The organism is Devosia sp., from assembly GCF_017744655.1.
In the GTDB taxonomy this organism is placed as follows: domain Bacteria; phylum Pseudomonadota; class Alphaproteobacteria; order Rhizobiales; family Devosiaceae; genus Devosia.
This window is the reverse complement of sequence record NZ_JAGIAW010000005.1, coordinates 119,014-137,385: the sequence shown is the minus strand read 5'-3', so window position 1 is coordinate 137,385 and position 18,372 is coordinate 119,014. Positions and strand designations below refer to the sequence as shown.

The window sequence follows — 18,372 nt, the reverse complement described above, 5'->3', positions numbered from 1 at the left end:
ATCTTGATGTAGCCAATCTAGCGGTAAAGACGAAGGAGACGCAACATGTCTGGACTGGATGATGTCATTGCCGCCGAAACCACGCTGTCGGAAGTCGATGGCGCCAATGGACGGCTGGTGATCTGCGGGTACAGGCTCGACGAACTGGCCGGGTCGAAATCCTATGAGGAGGTTTTGGGGCTTCTCGCCGGCGACGTGCTGCCGCGTAGCAATGCGCTGAAGACGCGGCTGGGAATGGCGCGGTTGCGCGCCTTTGCCGAAGTCGCCTGGCTCGACGAGGCCATTCTGGCGCTGTCGGTCACCGAGGGCCTGCGGGCGTTGATGGCGCGGCTGCCGGACGGGGAAGATGCTGATACGGCGCTGTTGCTGGTGGCGGCGCCGGCCGTGTTCGTGCCGGCTTTGGTGCGGCGCAAGGCGGGGCAGGCGGCGATTGCGCCTGATCCGGCGCTGGGCCATGCGGCGGATATGCTGGCCATGCTCAAGGGCAAGGCGCCGAGCAAGGCGGAGGTTGAGGCGCTTGATACCTATCTCGTGACGGTGAGCGATCATGGGCTCAATGCGTCGACCTTTGCCGCGCGGGTCGTGGCTTCGACGCGGGCCGGCTATACTTCGGCGGTGTTGGCGGCGCTGGGCGCATTGAAGGGGCCGCTGCATGGCGGGGCGCCGGGGCCGGTGCTCGATATGCTCGATGCGGTGGGGGCGCCCGAACGGGCAAATTCCTGGCTAACGGGTGAATTAGCACGCGGGGAACGGCTGATGGGCTTTGGGCACCGCATCTATCGCGTGCGCGATCCGCGGGCCGATGCGCTGAAGGGGGCACTGACCCGTCTGGGCGCCGCCGGTGACATGGATGCGGAGCGGGTGAAACTGGCCGAGGCGGTGGAGCGCGAGGCGCTGGCGCTGTTGCGGCTCAAGAAGCCCGACCGCGCGCTCGATACCAATGTGGAATTCTTCACCGCCTTGCTGCTCGAAGCACTGGGCTTTCCGCGCGATGCCTTTACCGGGGTGTTTGCGGCGGGCCGTGTCGGCGGCTGGCTGGCCCATGCCCATGAGCAGGTGGCGAACGGGCGGCTGATCCGCCCGCAGTCCCGCTATGTGGGTCCGAAGGCAGCCTAGCTCGCCTTCGCGTTCAACCTGTTGCGCAGATTGGCGAGGCGCTGCTGGAGTTCAATGACACCTTCCAGCGTCTCGCCGGTCGCGGCGGCCAGTTCCACCGGGGCCATGCAGCCGCGACGTTTCAGCGCCATGCCCTTTTCGGTCGCGGCGATGTCGAGCAGACGCTCGTCGTCCTTGTTGCGGGCGCGCGTGACGAGGCCGGCGGCTTCAAGCTTTTTCAGCAGCGGCGTCAGCGTGTTGGATTCGAGCATGAGCCGATCCGACAGCGCCTTCATGGTCGTCTGGCCTTCTTCCCATAAAACCATCATGACGATGAACTGCGGATAAGTGAGGCCCATCTCGTCGAGAATGGGACGATAGAAGCGGTTCATGGCCTGGCTGGCCGAATAGGCGGCAAAGCAGATCATGTGGTCGAGCGTCATCTGCTCGGCGATTTCTTCCGGGCTCAGATTGTTCACGCTCATCTTAGATCTCCACGTCAAAAGGCTGATATAGTCGCATGCGATAGAATCGCAAGAGGTGAATTTCACATCAGCCATGCAATTTTTACACTTCAATACGATCTAATCGCATGCGATGTAATTGCCATCGACGGTGTCGAGGGCTACGGGTCCGGCACCGAGCAATGGGAGACTGAAATGACCAAGACAGTTGTTCTGATTCATGGTGCCTGGCAGGTTCCGGCAAGCTGGGATCGCTTCAAAAGCCGGTTTAAAGCCGCCGGCTATACCGTCATCGCGCCGAGCTGGCCGCTGATGGATCGCCCGGTAGCAGAACTCAATGCCAACCCCGACCCGAAATTCGGTTCGCTGACTGTGGGGGCGATTGTCGACCATTATGAGGCCCTCATCCGCGCCCTGCCGGAAAAGCCGTTGATCCTTGGCCATTCCTTTGGTGGTCTGATCGCCCAACTGCTGCTCGATCGTGGTCTTGGCAGTGCCGGCGTGGCGCTGGACCCGGCTCCGATTGGCGGGCTTATTCCCGGGCCGAAGCCGCTCTCCGCGGCCTTCCCGGTGCTCGCCCGTCTCAATGGCTGGAGCCGGCCGTTCACGCTGAGCAAGGCTGCCTATGACAAGGGCTTTGCCAACACGGCACCCAAGGCACAGCGCGATGAGGAATATGCCAAATATGTCGTGCCGGCACCCGGCCGCATCTTCTTCCAGGCCGCGCTCAATCTCGGCACCTGGGTGAGCCCGAAGAAGCGCACGCAGCCACTGCTGATCGTTGTCGGCGAGAAGGACAATACCGTGACCCCGAACCTTGCCCGGCAGGCCTTCAATCGCCAGAAGGGTTCGAAGGCAGTGACCGACTTCCACGAGTTTGCTGGCCGCTCGCACTACCTCGCCAACGAACCGGGCTGGGAAGAAGTGGCGGACTATGCCATCGAATGGGCCGGGCGGAACGCCTGAGCCCGCCAATTCCAAGCACGACGTCATCCCCGCGAAAGCGGGGATTTCTGTTTTGGAAGGGTTAGTTCAGCCAGTTGGCTATGGCCGGGGCATCATCATCTCCGAGGCCATGACCGGCGCTGAGAACTTCGACCGCAACCTCGGCGCCGCGGGAGCGGAGGGCTTCGACCAGCTTTTCGCCTTGCATCCGGAAAGCATCGGTCTCGCCTAGGAGGATGAGCACGCTCGTGCCGCTGAGATCGGTTTGCGGCACTTCGTCCAGCACCATGGCCGGGCGGATGAGCACGGCGCGGCGGATGAAGCCAGGGTGCAGGAGCAAGGCGGCGGCGAGGAGGTTGGCGCCGTTGGAATAGCCCAGGGCGACGAGCTTTTCCGGGTCCGGGCGGTAGGCGGTTCCTATCTCGCCGAAAAAGGCTTCAAGCGCGCGGGATTCGAAGCGGATGTCTTTCTGGTCGAAGATCGAGGGGCCAAAGCTGCGGAACCAGCGTTGCACGCCGCTTTCGGTGCTGCGGCCGCGCATGCCGAGCAGCGTGGCGTTCGGCGCGGCGCGGTGGGCGAGCGGCATCAAGTCGGTTTCATTGCCGCCGGTGCCGTGGAGGAGGGCGATGGTCATGCCATCGGGGTTTTCGGGCGTGAAGAAACGGTGCTTGTAGATGAGATCACGATAGACGACGCGTTCTTCGCCGGGCAGGCCAAACTGGGGCAGCATGACTTTTACTGCCTCGGGATCAGGCGTGTCAGGCGGCATGAACAGAGTGTGACCGAGCTTTTCGAGCGTTTCGTCGAGCGCGAAGCCGGGGCCGTCGCTGGCCATCTCAATAAGAACATTGCCGGGCTCGCGCACATAGAGCGAGGTAAAATATTGCCGGTCGTGGAGGTTTGTCATGCTCGAATTGAGCTTTCGCAATTCGCGCTCGACGGCTTGAACTTCGGCTTCATCCTTGGCGCGAACGGCAACGTGGTCGGCCGTGCCGGTGCCGGGAACGCCGGGCCAGAAGCCGGCGGCGTCGCGAATGTCGAGGACGTCGCCGATGTCGGAGACGAGGCGCTGGATCGGGCCCTCGACGGGTCCGGTGCGGAAGCCGAAATTGCGGGTGAGGAAGGACGTGGTTTCTTCCTGCACTTCCGAGAGCAGGGTGACGCCGCGAATACGGCGGATCGCGTGTTCGGCGGGGATGTCGGTCTCGGGCATGGTCAGGGCGGGCAGGTTGGCGCTGACGAGTTTCAGGACCACGCCATCGGGATCGCGGAGGCGGAGAACGGTTTCGCCGAACTCCTGTGCCGTGCCTTCGACCTTGACCTGATGGGTCAGGGCGCGCTCGAGCCAATAGCCGATGGAGCCCTGGGGAATGGCGAGGGAGAGTTCGCTGACCTGGCCGGCACCGGCCTGGCCCGATGAGCCGCCCTGCCAGACGAGGAAGGTGATGAGCGAGCCGGGGGACGCGGCATAGTCGCCGTAAAAGAGATGCAGCTGGCGCGCGTCTTCATAGCCGCCGGTGCGCTTGACCAAGCGCAGCCCCAGGAAGCCGACATAGAAATCGACATTGGCCTGCACGTCGCCGGTGATCAGGGTGACGTGGTGGATGCCGGAGGTCATGGGGCGATCTCGATGAGTTCTGAGTGTGCCGACACCCCCTCCCGGCCTCCCCCATCAAGGGGGAGGTGCCACCGAATTCGCCATAGCGAATTCGGTTGGGACTGAGGGAGGGCAAGACTGTGCCAAAAACTGGATACGACACCTCCCCCTTGATGGGGGAGGATGGGTGGGGGTGATCCTGCGGGCATCACCGGCTGCGTCCAAACAACCGCTCGATATCGCCCTTTTTCAGTTCGACATAGGTGGGGCGGCCGTGGATGCACTGGCCGGAATGGGGCGTCGCTTCCATGTCGCGGAGGAGGGCGTTCATTTCGTCGACGCGCAGGCGCCTGCCGGAGCGGACGGAGCCGTGGCAGGCCATGCGGCCGATGATCGCCTCCATGCGGTCGGTCAGCGCCGCGGCGCTTTCCCATTCGGCGAGGCCATCGGCGAGATCGCGGACGAGGCCGTTGATATCGCTATTGCCCAGAAGCGCCGGGGTTTCGCGCACGGCAACGGCGCGGGGGCCGAAGCGGTCGAGATAGAGGCCAAATTTTTCGAGTTCCGGTGCTGCTTCTTCGAGGAGGGTGCAGTCTTCCTCGGGGAGCTCGATGACGATGGGGATCAACTGGGCCTGGCTTGCTACGGGGCCGGAGGCGAGCTGGGCCTTGAAGCGCTCGTAGACCAGGCGCTCATGGGCGGCGTGCTGATCGACGAGCAGCAGGCCGGTGTCGTTCTGGGCGATGATGTAGTTGTCGAACATCTGCGCGCGGGCGGTGCCGAGGGGATAGTCGACGATTTCGGGCATTTCGGGCACGGCCTCGACGCGGGCGCTGGGCTCGGTGAAGCCGCTGAACCGGCTGGGCGAGCGGTCGAGATTGAGCGGGGCCGTGGTCGGTGCGTAGCTGTAGCTGGCGGGACGCGGTGGAGCGAGAGTTGGCGTATAGCCGATGGGCTCGGGTGCCGGAGCCATTTCGGGGGCGGTGAAGGCGCCCAGAATGTCTTCGGCAACGCTATTGGAGGCCTTGAAGCCAGCGGCGGCGAGGGCAACGCCAATGGCGCGGATGACGGCGCCGCGAATGGCGCCCTGATCCTGGAAGCGCAGTTCTGCCTTGGCCGGGTGGACGTTGACGTCGACTTCGGCGGGATCGATGGCGACATAGAGGGCGACGACCGGGAAGCGATCGCGGAAGACATAGTCGGCATAGGCGGCGCGGATGGCACCGACCAGCACCTTGTCGCGCACCGAGCGGCCATTGACGAAGTAGAACTGGGAGAGGGAATTGGCGCGGGTATAGGTCGGGAGGCCCGCCATCCCCGCGACGACGACGCCGTGGCGTGCCATGGCGAGGGGTACGGCATTGTCGACGAAATCGGCACCCATGACCTGGCCGAGACGGGCAGCGAGCGCGCCTTCTCCGGTGATCGCCGGCCAGTTCGACATCATCCGGTCCGAGCCTTCGAGGATGAAGTGGATTTCCGGATTGGCCATGGCGAGGCGCTTGACCACGTCGGTGATCGCAGCGGTTTCGGAGCGAGCGCTTTTAAGAAATTTGCGGCGCGCCGGGACCTGGGCGAAGAGATCGCGCATCTCGATCACTGTGCCGCGGTTCATCGCCTGCGGCATGGGGCCGGTGCGGCGGCCATTGTCGACGATGACGGCGAGGCCGGTTTCGGCGTGGGCTGGACGCGAGGCGACGGAGAGGCGCGAGACAGAGCCGATGGAAGCGAGGGCTTCGCCGCGGAAGCCGAGGGTGCGGATATCGTCGAGGTCGTCTGCGCTGAGTTTGGAGGTGGCGTGGCGCTCGACCGAAAGCAGCAGGTCTTCACGGTCCATGCCATGGCCGTCATCGGTGATGCGGATGAGATCCATGCCGCCATTGGCGGTCGTGATGGTGATGCGGCGGGCGCCGGCATCGATGGAATTCTCGACCAGTTCCTTGACGACGCTGGCGGGGCGTTCGACCACTTCGCCGGCGGCGATGCGGTTGATCAGGTCTTCGGGTAGCTGGCGAATGGGCAAGGGCGATTCTCCTTGCCCACAATATAGGTGAGGGCGCGCCGCTTTCCGACCCGGAATGGCACTTGTGCCCAGACTGGTCGAACTACTCGAGAACGACCACGGCTTCGACCTCGAACAGCATGGGGTCGATGGCGAGTTTCGGCACAGGAACCAGGGTCTGGGCTGGCAAGTTGGCGCCGAACATTTCGACGACGTTCTGGGTCAACACGCCAAGCTTGGACATGTCGTGATCGACGACATAGATGGTGAGCTTGGCGACCTGATCGGGACGGGCGCCGATCCCTTCGAGCGCGGCGCCGAGATTGGCATAGGCCTGTTTGACTTGGGCCGCGAAATCGGGCGAAAGGCCGCCGGTGCTGTCCTGCCCACCCTGGCCGGAAATATAGCCGATGCGGGCATTGGGGGCCACGATCACCGCCGTGCTGTAGCCATTGGGTGAGGGGTCGCCGAGATTGGGCGGGTTGACGATGGTCAGCTTGCTGTCGGCCGCATTGACCGGTGCTGCGAATGCTGCGGTCATGATGATGGTTCCTCCGATGATGAGACGCGTGATGGCGTTTGGCATGGTGCCCTCGTCGTTTGGCGGATCGCGGCGTCGCCGGTTTCCGACACGATTGAACTTTGCTTCGATTGGCTCTAGGCAAATCTCGTACAATGTACGAATCTATTTCATCGTACGGTGTACGAGTCAATTGCCGGGCATGGACAAGGCCTGTCCCGGCGATCAGAATTGCGCGCAAACGAGGACGGGATGGCAGACAAGGCAGGCGGTCGGCGTGGCAGACGCGCGCAGGGTCAGGGCGCGGAGGCGCGGCCGGATGAGCCTATATTGACGCGCGAGCGGATCGCGGCGACGGCTGTCGATATGCTCGATGCCAAGGGGCTCGATGGGCTGACCATGCGGGGTCTCGCCGAGGCCCTGGGCTCGGGGGTGATGAGCCTTTATTGGCACGTAGAGAACAAGGAGGCGGTGTTCGATCTGGCGCTCGATACGGTGCTCGAGTATCGCGGCCCGACGGCGTTGCAGGATTGGCGGGGCGACATCGTGCATGTGCTGGAGGATTGGCGCGCCACCATGTTGCGCCATCCCTGGTCGGCCTTGCTGCTACCGCGCCGGGCGCTTGGTCCCAACATTCTCGTGCGGCTCGAACGCCTCAGTGCTTGCCTTTCGGCGGGCGGGGTGGCCGATGTCGACGTCAATGCGGCCATCTGGTCGCTGTGGAACTATGTGATGGGCGCGACGGTGACCCGGGCGAGTTTTGGGCCTTCGGATGCGGACCGCGAGGCATCGCAGGAACGGCTGGCGGAACTGGGTACGCTTTATCCGTCTATCGGGCGCTCGGGACTGCTGCTCGATGATGATTGGGATGGCACATTCCGTCGGGGTCTCGACTTCCTGCTCGATGGCATCGCGCCAAAACGATGAGCACCTTTCTTGCCGCGCGCGGCGCCGCGCGCTAAATCCGGCGCATGACCCAAACCCTTGCCCCCATGGACCTTGCCCTGCGCCTTGCCGAAGAAGCGGCGGCGCTTGGCGAGGCGCCGGTGGGCGCTGTGGTGGTGGAGGGCGATCGTGTGCTGGCAGCCATGCGCAATCAAATGCAGGCGCTGGGCGATCCGACGGCACATGCCGAAATGCTGGCCATTCGCGAGGCGCTGAAGGTGCGGGGGACAGGCCGGCTTGATGGCTGCGACCTCTATGTCACCCTCGAACCCTGCGCCATGTGTGCCGGGGCCATCGCGCATACGCGGCTGCGGCGGGTTTATTTCGCGGCGGAAGATACCAAGGCTGGCGCGGTGGAGAATGGCGTCCGGCTTTTCGATCAGCCGACCTGCCACCACAAGCCCGAGGTGATCGGTGGCGTCTCGGCCTCGCGTGCCGAGGCCATGCTGGTCGATTTTTTCAAGAAGCTGCGCCGTTAGTATGGCTTCAAATCCTCGTTGCAACGAAGCATAGCCAGTTATATAAATGGTTATGGAAAAAACTGACGACATCGAAGATGTGGTGGCCGCGCTTGGCTATCTCTGCCTTGGCACCAGGTTGCGGCGCGTAGCCGAGCGGTTGCAGGCGGCGACGCAGGAGATTTTGGCCGATAGCGGCGTTCAGGTGGGTTACCTGCCATTTCTGGCGGCGATTGATCGGCTGGGGGCGCTTACGGTCGGCGATATGGCGCGGGCCATGGGTGTGTCGCAACCGGCGGCGACCAAGGCGCTGGGGCAATTGAGCAAGCTTGGTTTCGTGCGACTGGCTGCGGCGCCTGAGGATGGACGACGCAAGCTCGCAGAACTGACGCCTAAGGGACGGGCGCTGGTCGATCGCAGCAAGGCCAGTGGCTGGCCGCAGGTCGAGGCGGCGGTTGCAGATCTCTGCGATGGGCTCGAAGGCTCGGTGTTGGCGCAATTGAGCGAAATAGAAAGACGACTGGCGGAACGACCGCTGAAGGAACGATCATGACGGACCATATTCTGGATCGGCCGATACTGGCCGCGCTGACCACGAGCCATGCGCATTTTGCGCGCGGTGGTGGCGGTGCCTGGCGCTATGATCCGCTGATCAGCCCTTTTGCTGCTGTCGAGAATGACGAGCCGGAGACCCTGCGAAGCCTAGCTGATATCGTCGCGCCCGGCGAGACGATCGTGATGGTGCGGGCTGCCCCGATTGTCGTGTCGCCCGAACTGGAGGTCGTTTCCGAAGCGCGCGTTGTGCAGATGGTGGCCACAAAGGATCTGTCGGCCGATGCCGACGACCGCCTGGTGCCGCTAAGCGAGGCGAATGACGAGGAAGCGCATGCGCTGGCAACCCTGACAAAACCCGGTCCTTTTGCGCGCAACACCATGCGCATGGGAAAGTTCTGGGGCGTCTTCGAGGAGGGGCGACTGGTGGCGATGGCGGGTGAGCGGCTGCGCCAGCCCGGCTGGGCGGAAATGAGCGCGGTCTGCGTGCATCCCGACCAGCGCGGCAAGGGTTTGGCGCGGGTGCTCTCGAGGCGTGTGACGGCAGACATGCAGGAGCGGGGCGAGCAGCCTTATCTGCACTGCTACGAGACCAATCAGGGCGCAGTTACGCTCTATGAGTCACTCGGTTATCGCGTGCGCACCGGGCTCAATGTCATGGTCGCGAGAAAACCCTAGCGCGGGTTGCTCTGGATCGGCTCGACCTTGTTCTGGATATAGTCTTCGATCTTGCGCGTCAGGATGTGTTTGAAGCGGTCTTTTTCCGATTCGACATGGGTGATGATTTCGCGCACCCGCCAGAATTCCATGGCGCCGAAATTGGCGACATGGGGTCTTATATAGATATCGGGCGGATAGGCGGCCATCGAATGCGCGATCAGCGAATGCATCATGATCTGAGCTGAGCCGAACCAGATATCGAGCGGCCGGTGGTCGGTCTTGTTTATGCCCACCGAAGGGTCGCCATTGACGTCAATGCCGATGAGAAAGTCGGTGCCGATATCAGCCTGGTCGAGGGGTAGAGGATTGACCACGGCACCATCGACGAGAATGTGGCCGTTGTGGACGACGGGCTTGAATATGCTCGGCATGGAGATGGAGCCGGCAATGGCCGGGCGGAGGGGGCCCGAATTGAACACGACCTGGTGCCAGGACTGGAAATCCGTCGCCACCACATAGAGCGGGATTTTGAGGTCGCTGAAATTGTTGGGAAAGCTGGGCGGCGTGAAGGCATCGACGATGTGAGTGGCATCGAGCTGCATGGAGATGCCGTTGCGCAGCAAGCCGCCGAGCCCCTTGATCTGGGTCGACCAGAGTTTGGTGGCGATGGTGCGCAAGGTGCCCAGCACTTCGAATGAATGCTCGCGCAGTTCCTTGCCGGTCATGCCGGCAGCCCAGCCGGAGCCGATCAGCGCGCCGATCGAGGTGCCGGAAATGACGGATGGCTTGAGGCCAAGCTCGTCCATCGCCTCGATATAGGGAATATGGGTGAGGCCGCGGGCAGACCCGCCACCAAGGGCAACGCCGATTCTGGGGCCAGACGCAGTGCTCATTCCGCTTCGCTCCCTTCCCTTGGAGCGCAGCCGGTCCACCAGCACCTTGCCCCGCATTTGCAGCGGGGTCAGCTTGCGTTCCGGCGGCGTCTCTTCGAAGACGGTCCGACGGGAGTGTAGGCCCGCAAGATTGAGGAAAGGTTCAGTTCCGCTCGCGGGCGATTTCGCGCCAGCCGATATCCCTTCGGGAGAAGCCTTCTGGCCAATCCACTGCGTCAACGCCTCGATAAGCACGGTCCTGTGCCTCTCTCACCGAATTACCAAGCGCTGTGACATTGAGCACGCGCCCACCATTGGCGAGTAAACGGCCTCCATCGCGCTTCGTTCCGGCGTGAAACACGGTCAGATCATCCGTATCGAGGCCGTCGGCGCCATTGATCTCGCTGCCTTTGCCATAGTCGCCGGGATAGCCCTTAGTCGCCATGATAACCGTCAACGCATAGGCGTCTTTCCAGGTCACACCGTGCCCCCCAAGCGTGCCTGTTGCCGTGGCATGGAGGAGCGGAAGCAGGTCGCTTTCCATGCGCATCATCATCACCTGCGTTTCGGGATCACCGAAGCGCGCATTGTATTCGACGAGTTTTGGGCCCTGGTCGGTGAGCATGAGGCCGGCATAGAGCACGCCTTGATAGGGGGTGCCCCGCTTGGCAAGGCCGCGGGCGGTCGGTTCGACGATGTGGGTCATCGCGAACTCGTACTGCTCTTCGGTCATGACCGGGGCGGGGGAATAGGCGCCCATGCCGCCAGTATTGGGACCGGTATCGCCATCGAAGGCGCGCTTGTGGTCTTGGGCGGTGGTGAGAGGGAGCAGCGTCTCGCCATCGCAGAGGACGAAGAGGCTGACTTCCTCGCCTTCCATGAATTCCTCGATGACGACGGCGGCGCCCGAAGCGCCGAAGGTGCCAGAGAAACAGTCGATAATGGCTTCTTCGGCTTCTTCGACACTCATGGCGACAGTGACGCCCTTGCCGGCAGCGAGGCCATCGGCTTTGATCACGATGGGCGCGCCCTGGGTGTAGATATAGCCAAGGGCGGAGGCTTCATCCTCGAAGCGGGCATAGCCGGCGGTGGGAATATCGAACTCGTCGCAGAGCGCCTTGGTGAAGCTCTTCGAGCCTTCGAGCTGGCCGGCAGCTTTTGAGGGGCAGAAGCAGGTGAAGCCTGCGGCGCGGACGTCGTCGCCAAGACCGGCGACGACCTGCGCATCGGGGCCGACGACGACGAAGTCGATGTTGTGCGCCTTGGCGGCAGCGATGACGGCGGCGTGGTCGGTGATGTCGACCGGCAGATTTTCGGCGATGGCTTCAGTGCCGCCATTGCCGGGCATGACGAAGAGCTTGGTCAGCTTTGGCGACTGGGCGATTTTCCACGCGAGAGCATGCTCGCGCCCACCAGAACCGATGACCAGAACCCGCATCTCTTGCCTCCATGCCGTGTTGCGGGCGTGATGCACGAGAGTGACGGGAAGGGCAAGGGAAAGCTGGTGGGAAGGAGTTACATCTCGGCTTCTTTGAAGATCGGCGTGACGTCGCCGTTCCACTCGTTGCGGAACTTGTCGAGCCAGCGGCCGGCCTGGGATTTGCCGGTTCGGACGGTCTCTTCGAGACAGGCGAGGTGGATGGTCTCATCCTGGCCCTTGTCATTGAGGCGATTGCGGCGCACGAGGCCGGCTTCGGCAATGCCGACGGCCTGGGCGGCAGCGTCAAAGATGCTGGAGCGGTCGAAGGGCGTGGTGAGGCCGAGGCGCGGAACTTCGCGGCGCAGATAATCGCGATCTTCCTGCGTCCAGTTGCGCGTCAATTCCCGCGCGGCTTCGAGCGAAACTTCATCATAGAGAAGACCGGTCCAGAAGGCGGAAAGGGCGGTGACATGGGCTTCATCGCCCATATCGGCGCCGCGCATTTCGAGGAACTGTTTCAGGCGCACTTCCGGGAACAGGGTGGAAAGATGGTCTTCCCAGTCCTTGACCGTCGGCTTTTCGCCGGGGAGCTGCGGAAGCTCACCCTTGAGGAAGGCACGGAAACTTTCGCCAGCGACGTTCACGTACTGGCCGTTGCGAATAACAAAGTACATCGGCACGTCGAGGGCGTGGTCGGCATATTGCTCGAAGCCAAAACCTTCATCGAAGGCGAAGGGGAGCATGCCGGTGCGGGCATTGTCGGTGTTGAGCCAGATATGGCTGCGGAAGCTGAGATAGCCGGTGTCGCGACCATCGGCGAAGGGCGAATTCGCAAAAAGCGCGGTGGCGATGGGCTGCAGCGCCAGCGAGACGCGCAGCTTCTTGACCATGTCGGCTTCGCTGGAGAAATCGAGATTGGTCTGGACGGTGCACGAGCGGTACATCATCGAGGTGCCGAGGGTGCCGACCTTGTCCATATAGGGCGTCATGATGCCATAACGCGATTTTGGCATGGCCGGAATGTCCTTGACCGCCCAGAGCGGGGTGACGCCAAGGCCAAGGAAATGGATATCGAGCGGGGCGGCGACCTTCTTGGCAACGCGCATATGCTCGGCCATTTCGTCCGCGGTGCCATGCAGCGTTTCCATCGGCGCGCCGGACAGTTCGAACTGGCCACCGGGTTCGAGCGAGATGCCGCCGGCGACTTCGTTATTGCGGAGGCCGATGGGGTTTTCGCCGTCGTAGAACGGATGCCAGCCGGTTTCCTTCTCGATGCCATCGAGGAGGGCACGAACGCCGTTTTCGCCCTCATAGGTGACGGGGCGGAGGGGATTGGTGTGGAAGACGTGCTTCTCGTGCTCGGTGCCGATTCGCCATTCGGAAGCGGGCTTTGAGCCGCGTTCCATCGCTTCGATCAGGTCTGCGCGCGATTCAATCAGAGGCGAAGCAGTGTCGGCGCCGGCCATGTGATCCTCGTCTAAACGGTGAGGGCTAAATTGGGCCGGCACCATAGCGAGCGCAAGCTGGAATGCAATCGGCTTTTATCGCCAATCACCGATGATAGCTTGAATGACAGCCATTGCAGCGACGGCCGCGGTGTCGGCACGGAGGATCCGCGGGCCAAGACTGATGGGGACGACGAAGGGCAGGGAGCGTAGTTTTTCACGCTCGGCGTCGGAGAACCCGCCTTCGGGGCCCACGAGAAGGCCGATTTTTTGGCTCGTGAGCGCGGAAAGTACTTCGACGGGAGAAGAAGAGGCTTCGCCTTCGTCGGCGAAGATCAGTTTTCGATCAGCGTGCTCATTTGGCCAGTCGGACAGCAGGCGTTCGAGGGTGATTTCCTCGGCAATTGTTGGGACCGAGAGCACTTCGCACTGTTCGGCAGCCTCTATGGCATTGGCGTGGAGGCGCTCGGTCTTGAGGCGGTGGACCTGGGTATATTGTGTCATCACCGGCTGGATCGTGCCGGCGCCCATCTCGACGGCCTTTTGGATCACATAGTCGAGACGTTCGGTCTTGAGCGGTGCAAAACCGTACCAGAGGTCGGATTTTTCCGTTTGAGCAGCGACTTCTTCGACGACAGCCAGCGTGACGGCCTTTTTCGAATCGCTGGTCAGTCGGCAGAGCCAGGCGCCGTTCCGGCCGTTGAACAGAACGACTTCATCGCCGACGCTCTTGCGCAGCACTGCGGCGAGATAAAGCGACTGGTCCTTGTTAAGGGCGACTTCGCCACCCTTGGCGAGATCGGCATCAACGAAAAGGCGGGGCAGGCTGGCGTGGCTACGAGGCATATTTCTTCGGACGCGGCAGCGTGCCGCGCCCTCCTTCTTCGACGGGCTCGGGATCAGGTCTACTTTGTCTTGAGCGATTGGAGTAGACCTCTGGTGAGTCGAACCGCGAGGTCGTGGCACCATGTCCGATATTCATTCCGCACCCGTTGCTGACGCCCAGAAGGACAATTGGGTCGATCGCCATGCGCCCGATTGGCTGAAACCCTATGCGCGACTGGCGCGCTGGGACCGGCCGATCGGCTTCTGGCTGCTGTTTTGGCCTTGTGCCTGGGGCTTGGCATTGGCGGCGGTGGAAATTCCCGAGCGCGGATTTGGCTGGATCGCCGTCATTCTCATGTTCATCGGCGCGGTGCTGATGCGGGGCGCCGGATGCACCTTTAACGACATCGTCGATCGCGACATCGACATGAAGGTGGCGCGCACGCGGCTGCGGCCTATTCCGTCGGGGCAGGTGACCTCGCAGCAGGCGCTGGCCTTTCTGATTGCGCAGGCCCTGCTGGGGGCGATCATTCTCTTCCAGTTCAATCGCTTCACGGTCTGGGCCGGTGTTGCATCGCTGGTGCTGGTGGCGATCTATCCGTTCATGAAGCGGATCACCTGGTGGCCGCAGTTCTTCCTCGGCCTCGCATTTTCCTATGGCGCGCTGGTCGGCTGGACGGCCGAGACCGGTGGGCTCTCCTGGCCCCCGATCCTGCTCTACATCGGCACGATCATGTGGGTGATCGGCTACGACACGATCTATGCGCTGCAGGATATCGAGGACGATGCGCTGGTCGGGGTGAAATCCACGGCCCGGCTGTTTGGGGACAATGTGAAACCGGCGGTCTCCGCGCTCTATGTCGGCGCGATGATTTTCTGGCTGATGGCGGCGATCCTCGCCGGCGGTGGTTTCATTGCCGTCGCGCTAATGCTGGTGCCGGCGGCGCTGTTGGCCTGGCAGGTCTATACGCTCGATGTCGAGATTTTCGAGAACCCGTTGGTGCGGTTCAAGATCAATCACTATGTGGGCATTGCCCTGACGCTGGCGCTGCTGGCGGAGTGGGCCTGGTAGTCCACCAGGACCGTCACCCTCGGGCTTGACCCGAGGGCTTTGTGCTTGCCACGTCATCGTCAAGTGAAGTGTCCTCGGGTCGAGCCCGAGGATGACGTTCGGTGATAGCCCCCACAAACGCCAAAGGGACCAGCCGCACCACCAGCTGATCCCATCGACGTTGCCCTTGGAGGGGGATTCTTTTAGTTGGCCTCGGCCTCGCCGGGCTTCCTGCGATTGAGGAAGCGGGGGCGACGGGCGGCGTCGGCTGCAAGCTTGCGGCGCGGGGCGGTCTGGCCGACCATCACGCCATCAACCTGCTGGCTATAGGGGAGATAGGAGCCGTCGCCGGCCTTGATGAACAGCGGCAGGCGGAGCTTCTTGCCCCAGTTCTGCCATTCAGCGACAACGTTCTGATTTCCTTCTTCTTCGAAGACCTTGTAGGTCAGCTCGCCATCGGGATGGACGAGTTCGATCGCGCTGGTAAGAACGCCTTCTTCGGAAATTCGAGTGGCCACGGCCACGCCGATAAATTCGGTAACCGGCACCTTGATCTTGATGGCAACGCCGCTCTGTTCGAGCTGTTTGCGCACTGTCACGGTTTTTACCGGATCACGCGGCCCATTGTCGTTTGCCGCAACAAAGCGGCGTTCCGCCAGGGCGGGCTTACCGAAAGCAAGGACGACTGACGATCCTTCCATCGCAACGCCATGAACCATTTTCTAGCCTTCCTGTAACTTCGAGAGCTGTTTTTTGCGCTCCGTTTGTGAGGGCAATCTACCGCGTCCCCTTACCCAGCGCCTTAATGGGTTCGGTTAAGTTTATCTTGTCTTCAGAGGGTGGTTAGCGGGGTGTTGCACACTGCAACGAGCAGTTTACCCAATCAGGTTGGACCTCGTTTACCCTGCCATATTTGGGGACTTCGCTTATGGAGAATGGGGCATAACGCGGCGGGCCTTGTCCAAAAGTCGTACGAGGCATAAAAGCCGCCCATGCCAGCCTTTGCACCGCCATATGAGGACGATCTCGAACTGCTTCGCGCCACTGCCGTGGCTGCGGGCATCATCGCCTCGGGCTATTTTCGCCGCGATATAAAGAGCTGGACCAAGGGCAATGCCTCCCCGGTCAGCGAAGCCGATATCATCGTTGACCGCTATCTTGCGGCGAGCCTGCTTAACGCGCGGCCGGCCTATGGCTGGCTGAGCGAGGAAACGGCCGATAATCCCAGCCGCCTCGATTGCGATCGTGTCTTTATTGTCGATCCCATCGACGGCACCCGCGCCTTTCTTCAGGGCGAGGATTGCTGGACGGTGTGCCTCGCCGTGGTGGAGAACGGCGTGCCGGTGGCCGGTGTCGTTTATGCGCCGGCGCGCAATGAAATGTATGAGGCCTCGCTTGGTGGCGGGGCGCGGCTTAATGGCGAACCGCTGGAACGTCATCGCCGTGCCGGTGCGCCGCCGCTGATCCCCGCGCCGGGCGCGGTGCATCAGGAGCTCCAGCAAGGCGGGCTGCACTATACACGCGGGCCGATGTATCCCTCGCTCGCCTATCGGCTATTGCAGGTGGCGACGGGCAAGCTCGACGCGGCGGTGGTGCGGCGCGGCAGCCAGGATTGGGATATTGCGGCGGCGGCCGTGATCCTCAAGGAAGCTGGCCAGGATCTGGCCGACGTGTGCAGCGGCTTCCCACAATTTAACAGACGAGATGTGCGCCACGGGGCGCTTGCGGCGCTTTCCGACATGAGCCTAAAACCTCTCGTTCATGCGGCGCTGATCAAGGTCTACGGCTGTCCGGCCGAGCCCTTGGCAGAGGCCGAGATTTCCTCCTCCTCCCAACTCAGTGGACCCTTGAGCGATGGCTGACAGCAAAGCGACTGACAAGCAACTTCTTCACCTGGTGATCGGCGGCGAACTCTCGAGCATCGAGCATGTCACCTTCGCCGATCTCGACAAGGTCGATATCGTCGGTCTCTATCCCAATTATGCTTCGGCTCTCGTGGCCTGGCGCCAGAAGGCTCAGCTGACCGTGGACAGCGCGCAGACGCGCTATTTCATCGTCCACCTGCATCGCCTGCTCGATCCGGAAGCGACCGGCGCTTAATTTTCCGAAGTGGCCGGGGCTGTGATCTCGGCCACGATTGCCTCCATGGCGCCGGGGCCGCCGATCCTTTGGCGGCCGATTTCGGCAAGGCGCATGCGCTCCGACATATCGGTGAGAAGGCCACGCAGCGCTTCCGACACGTCCGCAGCCTTTGCTTCCGTGACGATGCGCGCTTCCCCAAAAAGGTTCTGCTCATCATTGAAGCGCGAGCGGCGATCGCGCGGGTTGATGAAGGTAATGGCGGGCCGGCCGAGGCCGAGCGACTGGATGGTCGCGGTCCCGGCCTGGCTCAGGACCACGTCAGACGCTTCGACGAGATTACCCATGGCAACGCCGCGGGCCATATGGACGGTGAGATTGCCGTCGCTCAATTCACCCAGATCATCGGATTCAGTGCTGAGGAGCGAGGTACGCCTGAGGCTTGCGGCCTTGGCCAGTTCCTCGACATTGACGCTGCCGGCGACCGCGAGAAAAACATCGGGGCGTTCTTCATCGGGTATGAGACGCAGCGCGGCGACCTGCAGGGCGAAGCTCTCCGCCGTCAGGGCGCGACTGCCCGGGAGCAGGGTGACGGCGAGCGGTGCGCGGCGGCGGGCTCGCGCGTCGTAGTCGCCATGGGGAATGGCATCCATCATGATATTGCCGACGCAACGCGCATCGACGCCGGCGGCGCGAAGCTTGTCGCTGAGGCTTTCGCCGCGGCAGAAGACCGTGCGGCAGGTGCGCTTGATAGCCCAGACCTCGGCAGCGGAATAGAGCCGAGCCGCGCCGGTCTTATAGACGTCGAGATAGATGAGATCGCGAAGGCCCGTTGGCAGGGCGGCCAAAATGCCGACCATGTCGCCAATGACAATGACCTTGTCATAGTGCCCGCGCACCGAACGCAGGAATTTGAGGGCCGGCGGAACCGTGAGTAACCCGCCGCTGACGACGTCGCGGCGCAGCGAACCCTTCACATTGCGCCAGCCTTCCGAGGCGAGCGTGGCGCGAGGGCCTACGATGCGGCAGGCGCCCTCGTAGGACTTGCCGCTGCCGATCATGGGATAGGCTTCGACATGGGCATCGCTGGTGAGTTGCCGCACGAGGGCAGCGCCGATGGCGTCTTCCCCATGACCATTGGAAATGACGAGGTAGCGCTGACGCGTCGCTGCCTCCATCACGCTCAGTTGCCTCGGCCGTAGCGGATAAAGGCCTCGTGGGCGGTCGAAGCATCGGCATAGGCTTCCTGCCGGTCGACGCTCCAATAGAAGAGTTCATCGAGAGGAATGGGCTTGCCCGAAATGGCGCAGCGCACAAAAGTCCCCTGCTTGAGGACGACATAGTCACCATCAAGGTAGCGTACCGTCGCTTCGGAGGGCGAAAACCCCTTATCGAAGATATTCATCGTCCGTGTCCTTCCGAATTATTCCGATATAGAGCGG

General features: G+C 62.6%; 20 protein-coding genes. 9 read left to right on the top strand and 11 right to left on the bottom strand.

The genetic code is table 11. From position 1 onward, the window contains the following. The first annotated feature begins 45 nt into the window (after nt 1-45). On the top strand, nt 46-1,116 hold the full coding sequence (locus tag J7557_RS11525) for a citrate synthase/methylcitrate synthase (RefSeq protein ID WP_291420208.1): 1,071 nt from the start codon (nt 46-48) through the stop codon (nt 1,114-1,116). Here the strand turns inward: J7557_RS11525 and J7557_RS11520 are convergent. Beyond that, nucleotides 1,113-1,580 carry a MarR family winged helix-turn-helix transcriptional regulator gene (locus tag J7557_RS11520; protein ID WP_291420207.1) on the bottom strand — a complete coding sequence of 156 codons (468 nt, stop codon included), beginning with the start codon at nt 1,578-1,580 and terminating at the stop codon, nt 1,113-1,115. The two genes, J7557_RS11525 and J7557_RS11520, sit on opposite strands and share 4 nt — an antisense overlap. A gap of 174 nt (nt 1,581-1,754) precedes the next feature. On the opposite strand from J7557_RS11520, the gene J7557_RS11515 reads away from it, so the two are divergent. Then, nucleotides 1,755-2,525 carry an alpha/beta hydrolase gene (locus J7557_RS11515; RefSeq protein WP_291420206.1) on the top strand — a complete coding sequence of 257 codons (771 nt, stop codon included), beginning with the start codon at nt 1,755-1,757 and terminating at the stop codon, nt 2,523-2,525. A 61-nt stretch (nt 2,526-2,586) separates the two neighbouring features. Here the strand turns inward: J7557_RS11515 and J7557_RS11510 are convergent, their stop codons facing one another. The 3 genes from J7557_RS11510 to J7557_RS11500 form a co-directional block, all read right to left on the bottom strand. Next, nucleotides 2,587-4,122 carry a VOC family protein gene (locus tag J7557_RS11510; RefSeq protein WP_291420205.1) on the bottom strand — a complete coding sequence of 512 codons (1,536 nt, stop codon included), beginning with the start codon at nt 4,120-4,122 and terminating at the stop codon, nt 2,587-2,589. Nucleotides 4,123-4,309: 187 nt separating this feature from the next. Continuing rightward, nucleotides 4,310-6,124, bottom strand: coding sequence for a DNA mismatch repair endonuclease MutL (gene mutL, locus J7557_RS11505; protein ID WP_291420204.1), 1,815 nt, complete (start codon nt 6,122-6,124; stop codon nt 4,310-4,312). Between the two features lie 82 nt (nt 6,125-6,206). After that, the gene (locus tag J7557_RS11500) at nt 6,207-6,689 is read right to left on the bottom strand and encodes a RidA family protein (RefSeq protein WP_291420203.1); all 483 of its coding nucleotides are present in this window, start codon (nt 6,687-6,689) and stop codon (nt 6,207-6,209) included. 186 nt (nt 6,690-6,875) lie between these two features. On the opposite strand from J7557_RS11500, the gene J7557_RS11495 reads away from it, so the two are divergent. The 4 genes from J7557_RS11495 to J7557_RS11480 are packed head-to-tail and all read left to right on the top strand — an operon-like array spanning nt 6,876 to nt 9,256. Next, complete coding sequence (locus J7557_RS11495; RefSeq protein WP_291420202.1) at nt 6,876-7,550, top strand: TetR/AcrR family transcriptional regulator C-terminal domain-containing protein; 675 nt, start codon at nt 6,876-6,878, stop codon at nt 7,548-7,550. Between the two features lie 44 nt (nt 7,551-7,594). Continuing rightward, nucleotides 7,595-8,047, top strand: coding sequence for a nucleoside deaminase (locus J7557_RS11490; protein WP_291420201.1), 453 nt, complete (start codon nt 7,595-7,597; stop codon nt 8,045-8,047). Nucleotides 8,048-8,093: 46 nt separating this feature from the next. Beyond that, nucleotides 8,094-8,579, top strand: coding sequence for a MarR family transcriptional regulator (locus J7557_RS11485; protein WP_291420200.1), 486 nt, complete (start codon nt 8,094-8,096; stop codon nt 8,577-8,579). Then, nucleotides 8,576-9,256, top strand: a complete 681-nt coding sequence (locus tag J7557_RS11480) for a GNAT family N-acetyltransferase (protein ID WP_291420199.1) — start codon at nt 8,576-8,578, stop codon at nt 9,254-9,256. The genes J7557_RS11485 and J7557_RS11480 overlap by 4 nt, the downstream gene beginning before the upstream one ends. Here J7557_RS11480 and J7557_RS11475 read toward each other — a convergent pair. The 4 genes from J7557_RS11475 to J7557_RS11460 form a co-directional block, all read right to left on the bottom strand. Then, entirely contained in the window at nt 9,253-10,131 is an 879-nt protein-coding gene (locus J7557_RS11475; RefSeq protein WP_291420198.1) for a patatin-like phospholipase family protein, read from the bottom strand. The genes J7557_RS11480 and J7557_RS11475 overlap by 4 nt on opposite strands. 142 nt (nt 10,132-10,273) lie before the next feature. Further along, nucleotides 10,274-11,548 carry a phosphoribosylamine--glycine ligase gene (gene purD / locus J7557_RS11470; protein ID WP_291420197.1) on the bottom strand — a complete coding sequence of 425 codons (1,275 nt, stop codon included), beginning with the start codon at nt 11,546-11,548 and terminating at the stop codon, nt 10,274-10,276. A gap of 77 nt (nt 11,549-11,625) precedes the next feature. Next, nucleotides 11,626-12,996, bottom strand: coding sequence for a glutamate--cysteine ligase (locus tag J7557_RS11465; protein WP_291420196.1), 1,371 nt, complete (start codon nt 12,994-12,996; stop codon nt 11,626-11,628). 75 nt (nt 12,997-13,071) lie between these two features. Then, nucleotides 13,072-13,821, bottom strand: coding sequence for a 16S rRNA (uracil(1498)-N(3))-methyltransferase (locus J7557_RS11460; RefSeq protein WP_291420195.1), 750 nt, complete (start codon nt 13,819-13,821; stop codon nt 13,072-13,074). A gap of 121 nt (nt 13,822-13,942) precedes the next feature. Between J7557_RS11460 and ubiA the strand changes: the two genes are divergently transcribed. Beyond that, nucleotides 13,943-14,872 (top strand): 4-hydroxybenzoate octaprenyltransferase, encoded by a 930-nt coding sequence (gene ubiA / locus J7557_RS11455; protein ID WP_291420194.1) that lies wholly within the window; start codon nt 13,943-13,945, stop codon nt 14,870-14,872. Nucleotides 14,873-15,054: 182 nt separating this feature from the next. Here ubiA and J7557_RS11450 read toward each other — a convergent pair whose 3' ends face one another. Next, complete coding sequence (locus tag J7557_RS11450; RefSeq protein WP_291420193.1) at nt 15,055-15,570, bottom strand: DUF6101 family protein; 516 nt, start codon at nt 15,568-15,570, stop codon at nt 15,055-15,057. Nucleotides 15,571-15,843: 273 nt separating this feature from the next. Between J7557_RS11450 and J7557_RS11445 the strand changes: the two genes are divergently transcribed. Continuing rightward, nucleotides 15,844-16,713 (top strand): 3'(2'),5'-bisphosphate nucleotidase CysQ, encoded by an 870-nt coding sequence (locus J7557_RS11445; protein WP_291420192.1) that lies wholly within the window; start codon nt 15,844-15,846, stop codon nt 16,711-16,713. Continuing rightward, on the top strand, nt 16,706-16,951 hold the full coding sequence (locus tag J7557_RS11440) for a DUF4170 domain-containing protein (RefSeq protein WP_291420191.1): 246 nt from the start codon (nt 16,706-16,708) through the stop codon (nt 16,949-16,951). The genes J7557_RS11445 and J7557_RS11440 overlap by 8 nt, the downstream gene beginning before the upstream one ends. On the opposite strand, the gene J7557_RS11435 is transcribed toward J7557_RS11440, so the two are convergent. Then, on the bottom strand, nt 16,948-18,111 hold the full coding sequence (locus J7557_RS11435; protein WP_291420190.1) for a hypothetical protein: 1,164 nt from the start codon (nt 18,109-18,111) through the stop codon (nt 16,948-16,950). The genes J7557_RS11440 and J7557_RS11435 overlap by 4 nt on opposite strands. 2 nt (nt 18,112-18,113) lie before the next feature. Further along, nucleotides 18,114-18,335 carry a DUF2093 domain-containing protein gene (locus J7557_RS11430; RefSeq protein WP_035083511.1) on the bottom strand — a complete coding sequence of 74 codons (222 nt, stop codon included), beginning with the start codon at nt 18,333-18,335 and terminating at the stop codon, nt 18,114-18,116. Nucleotides 18,336-18,372: the final 37 nt, after the last annotated feature.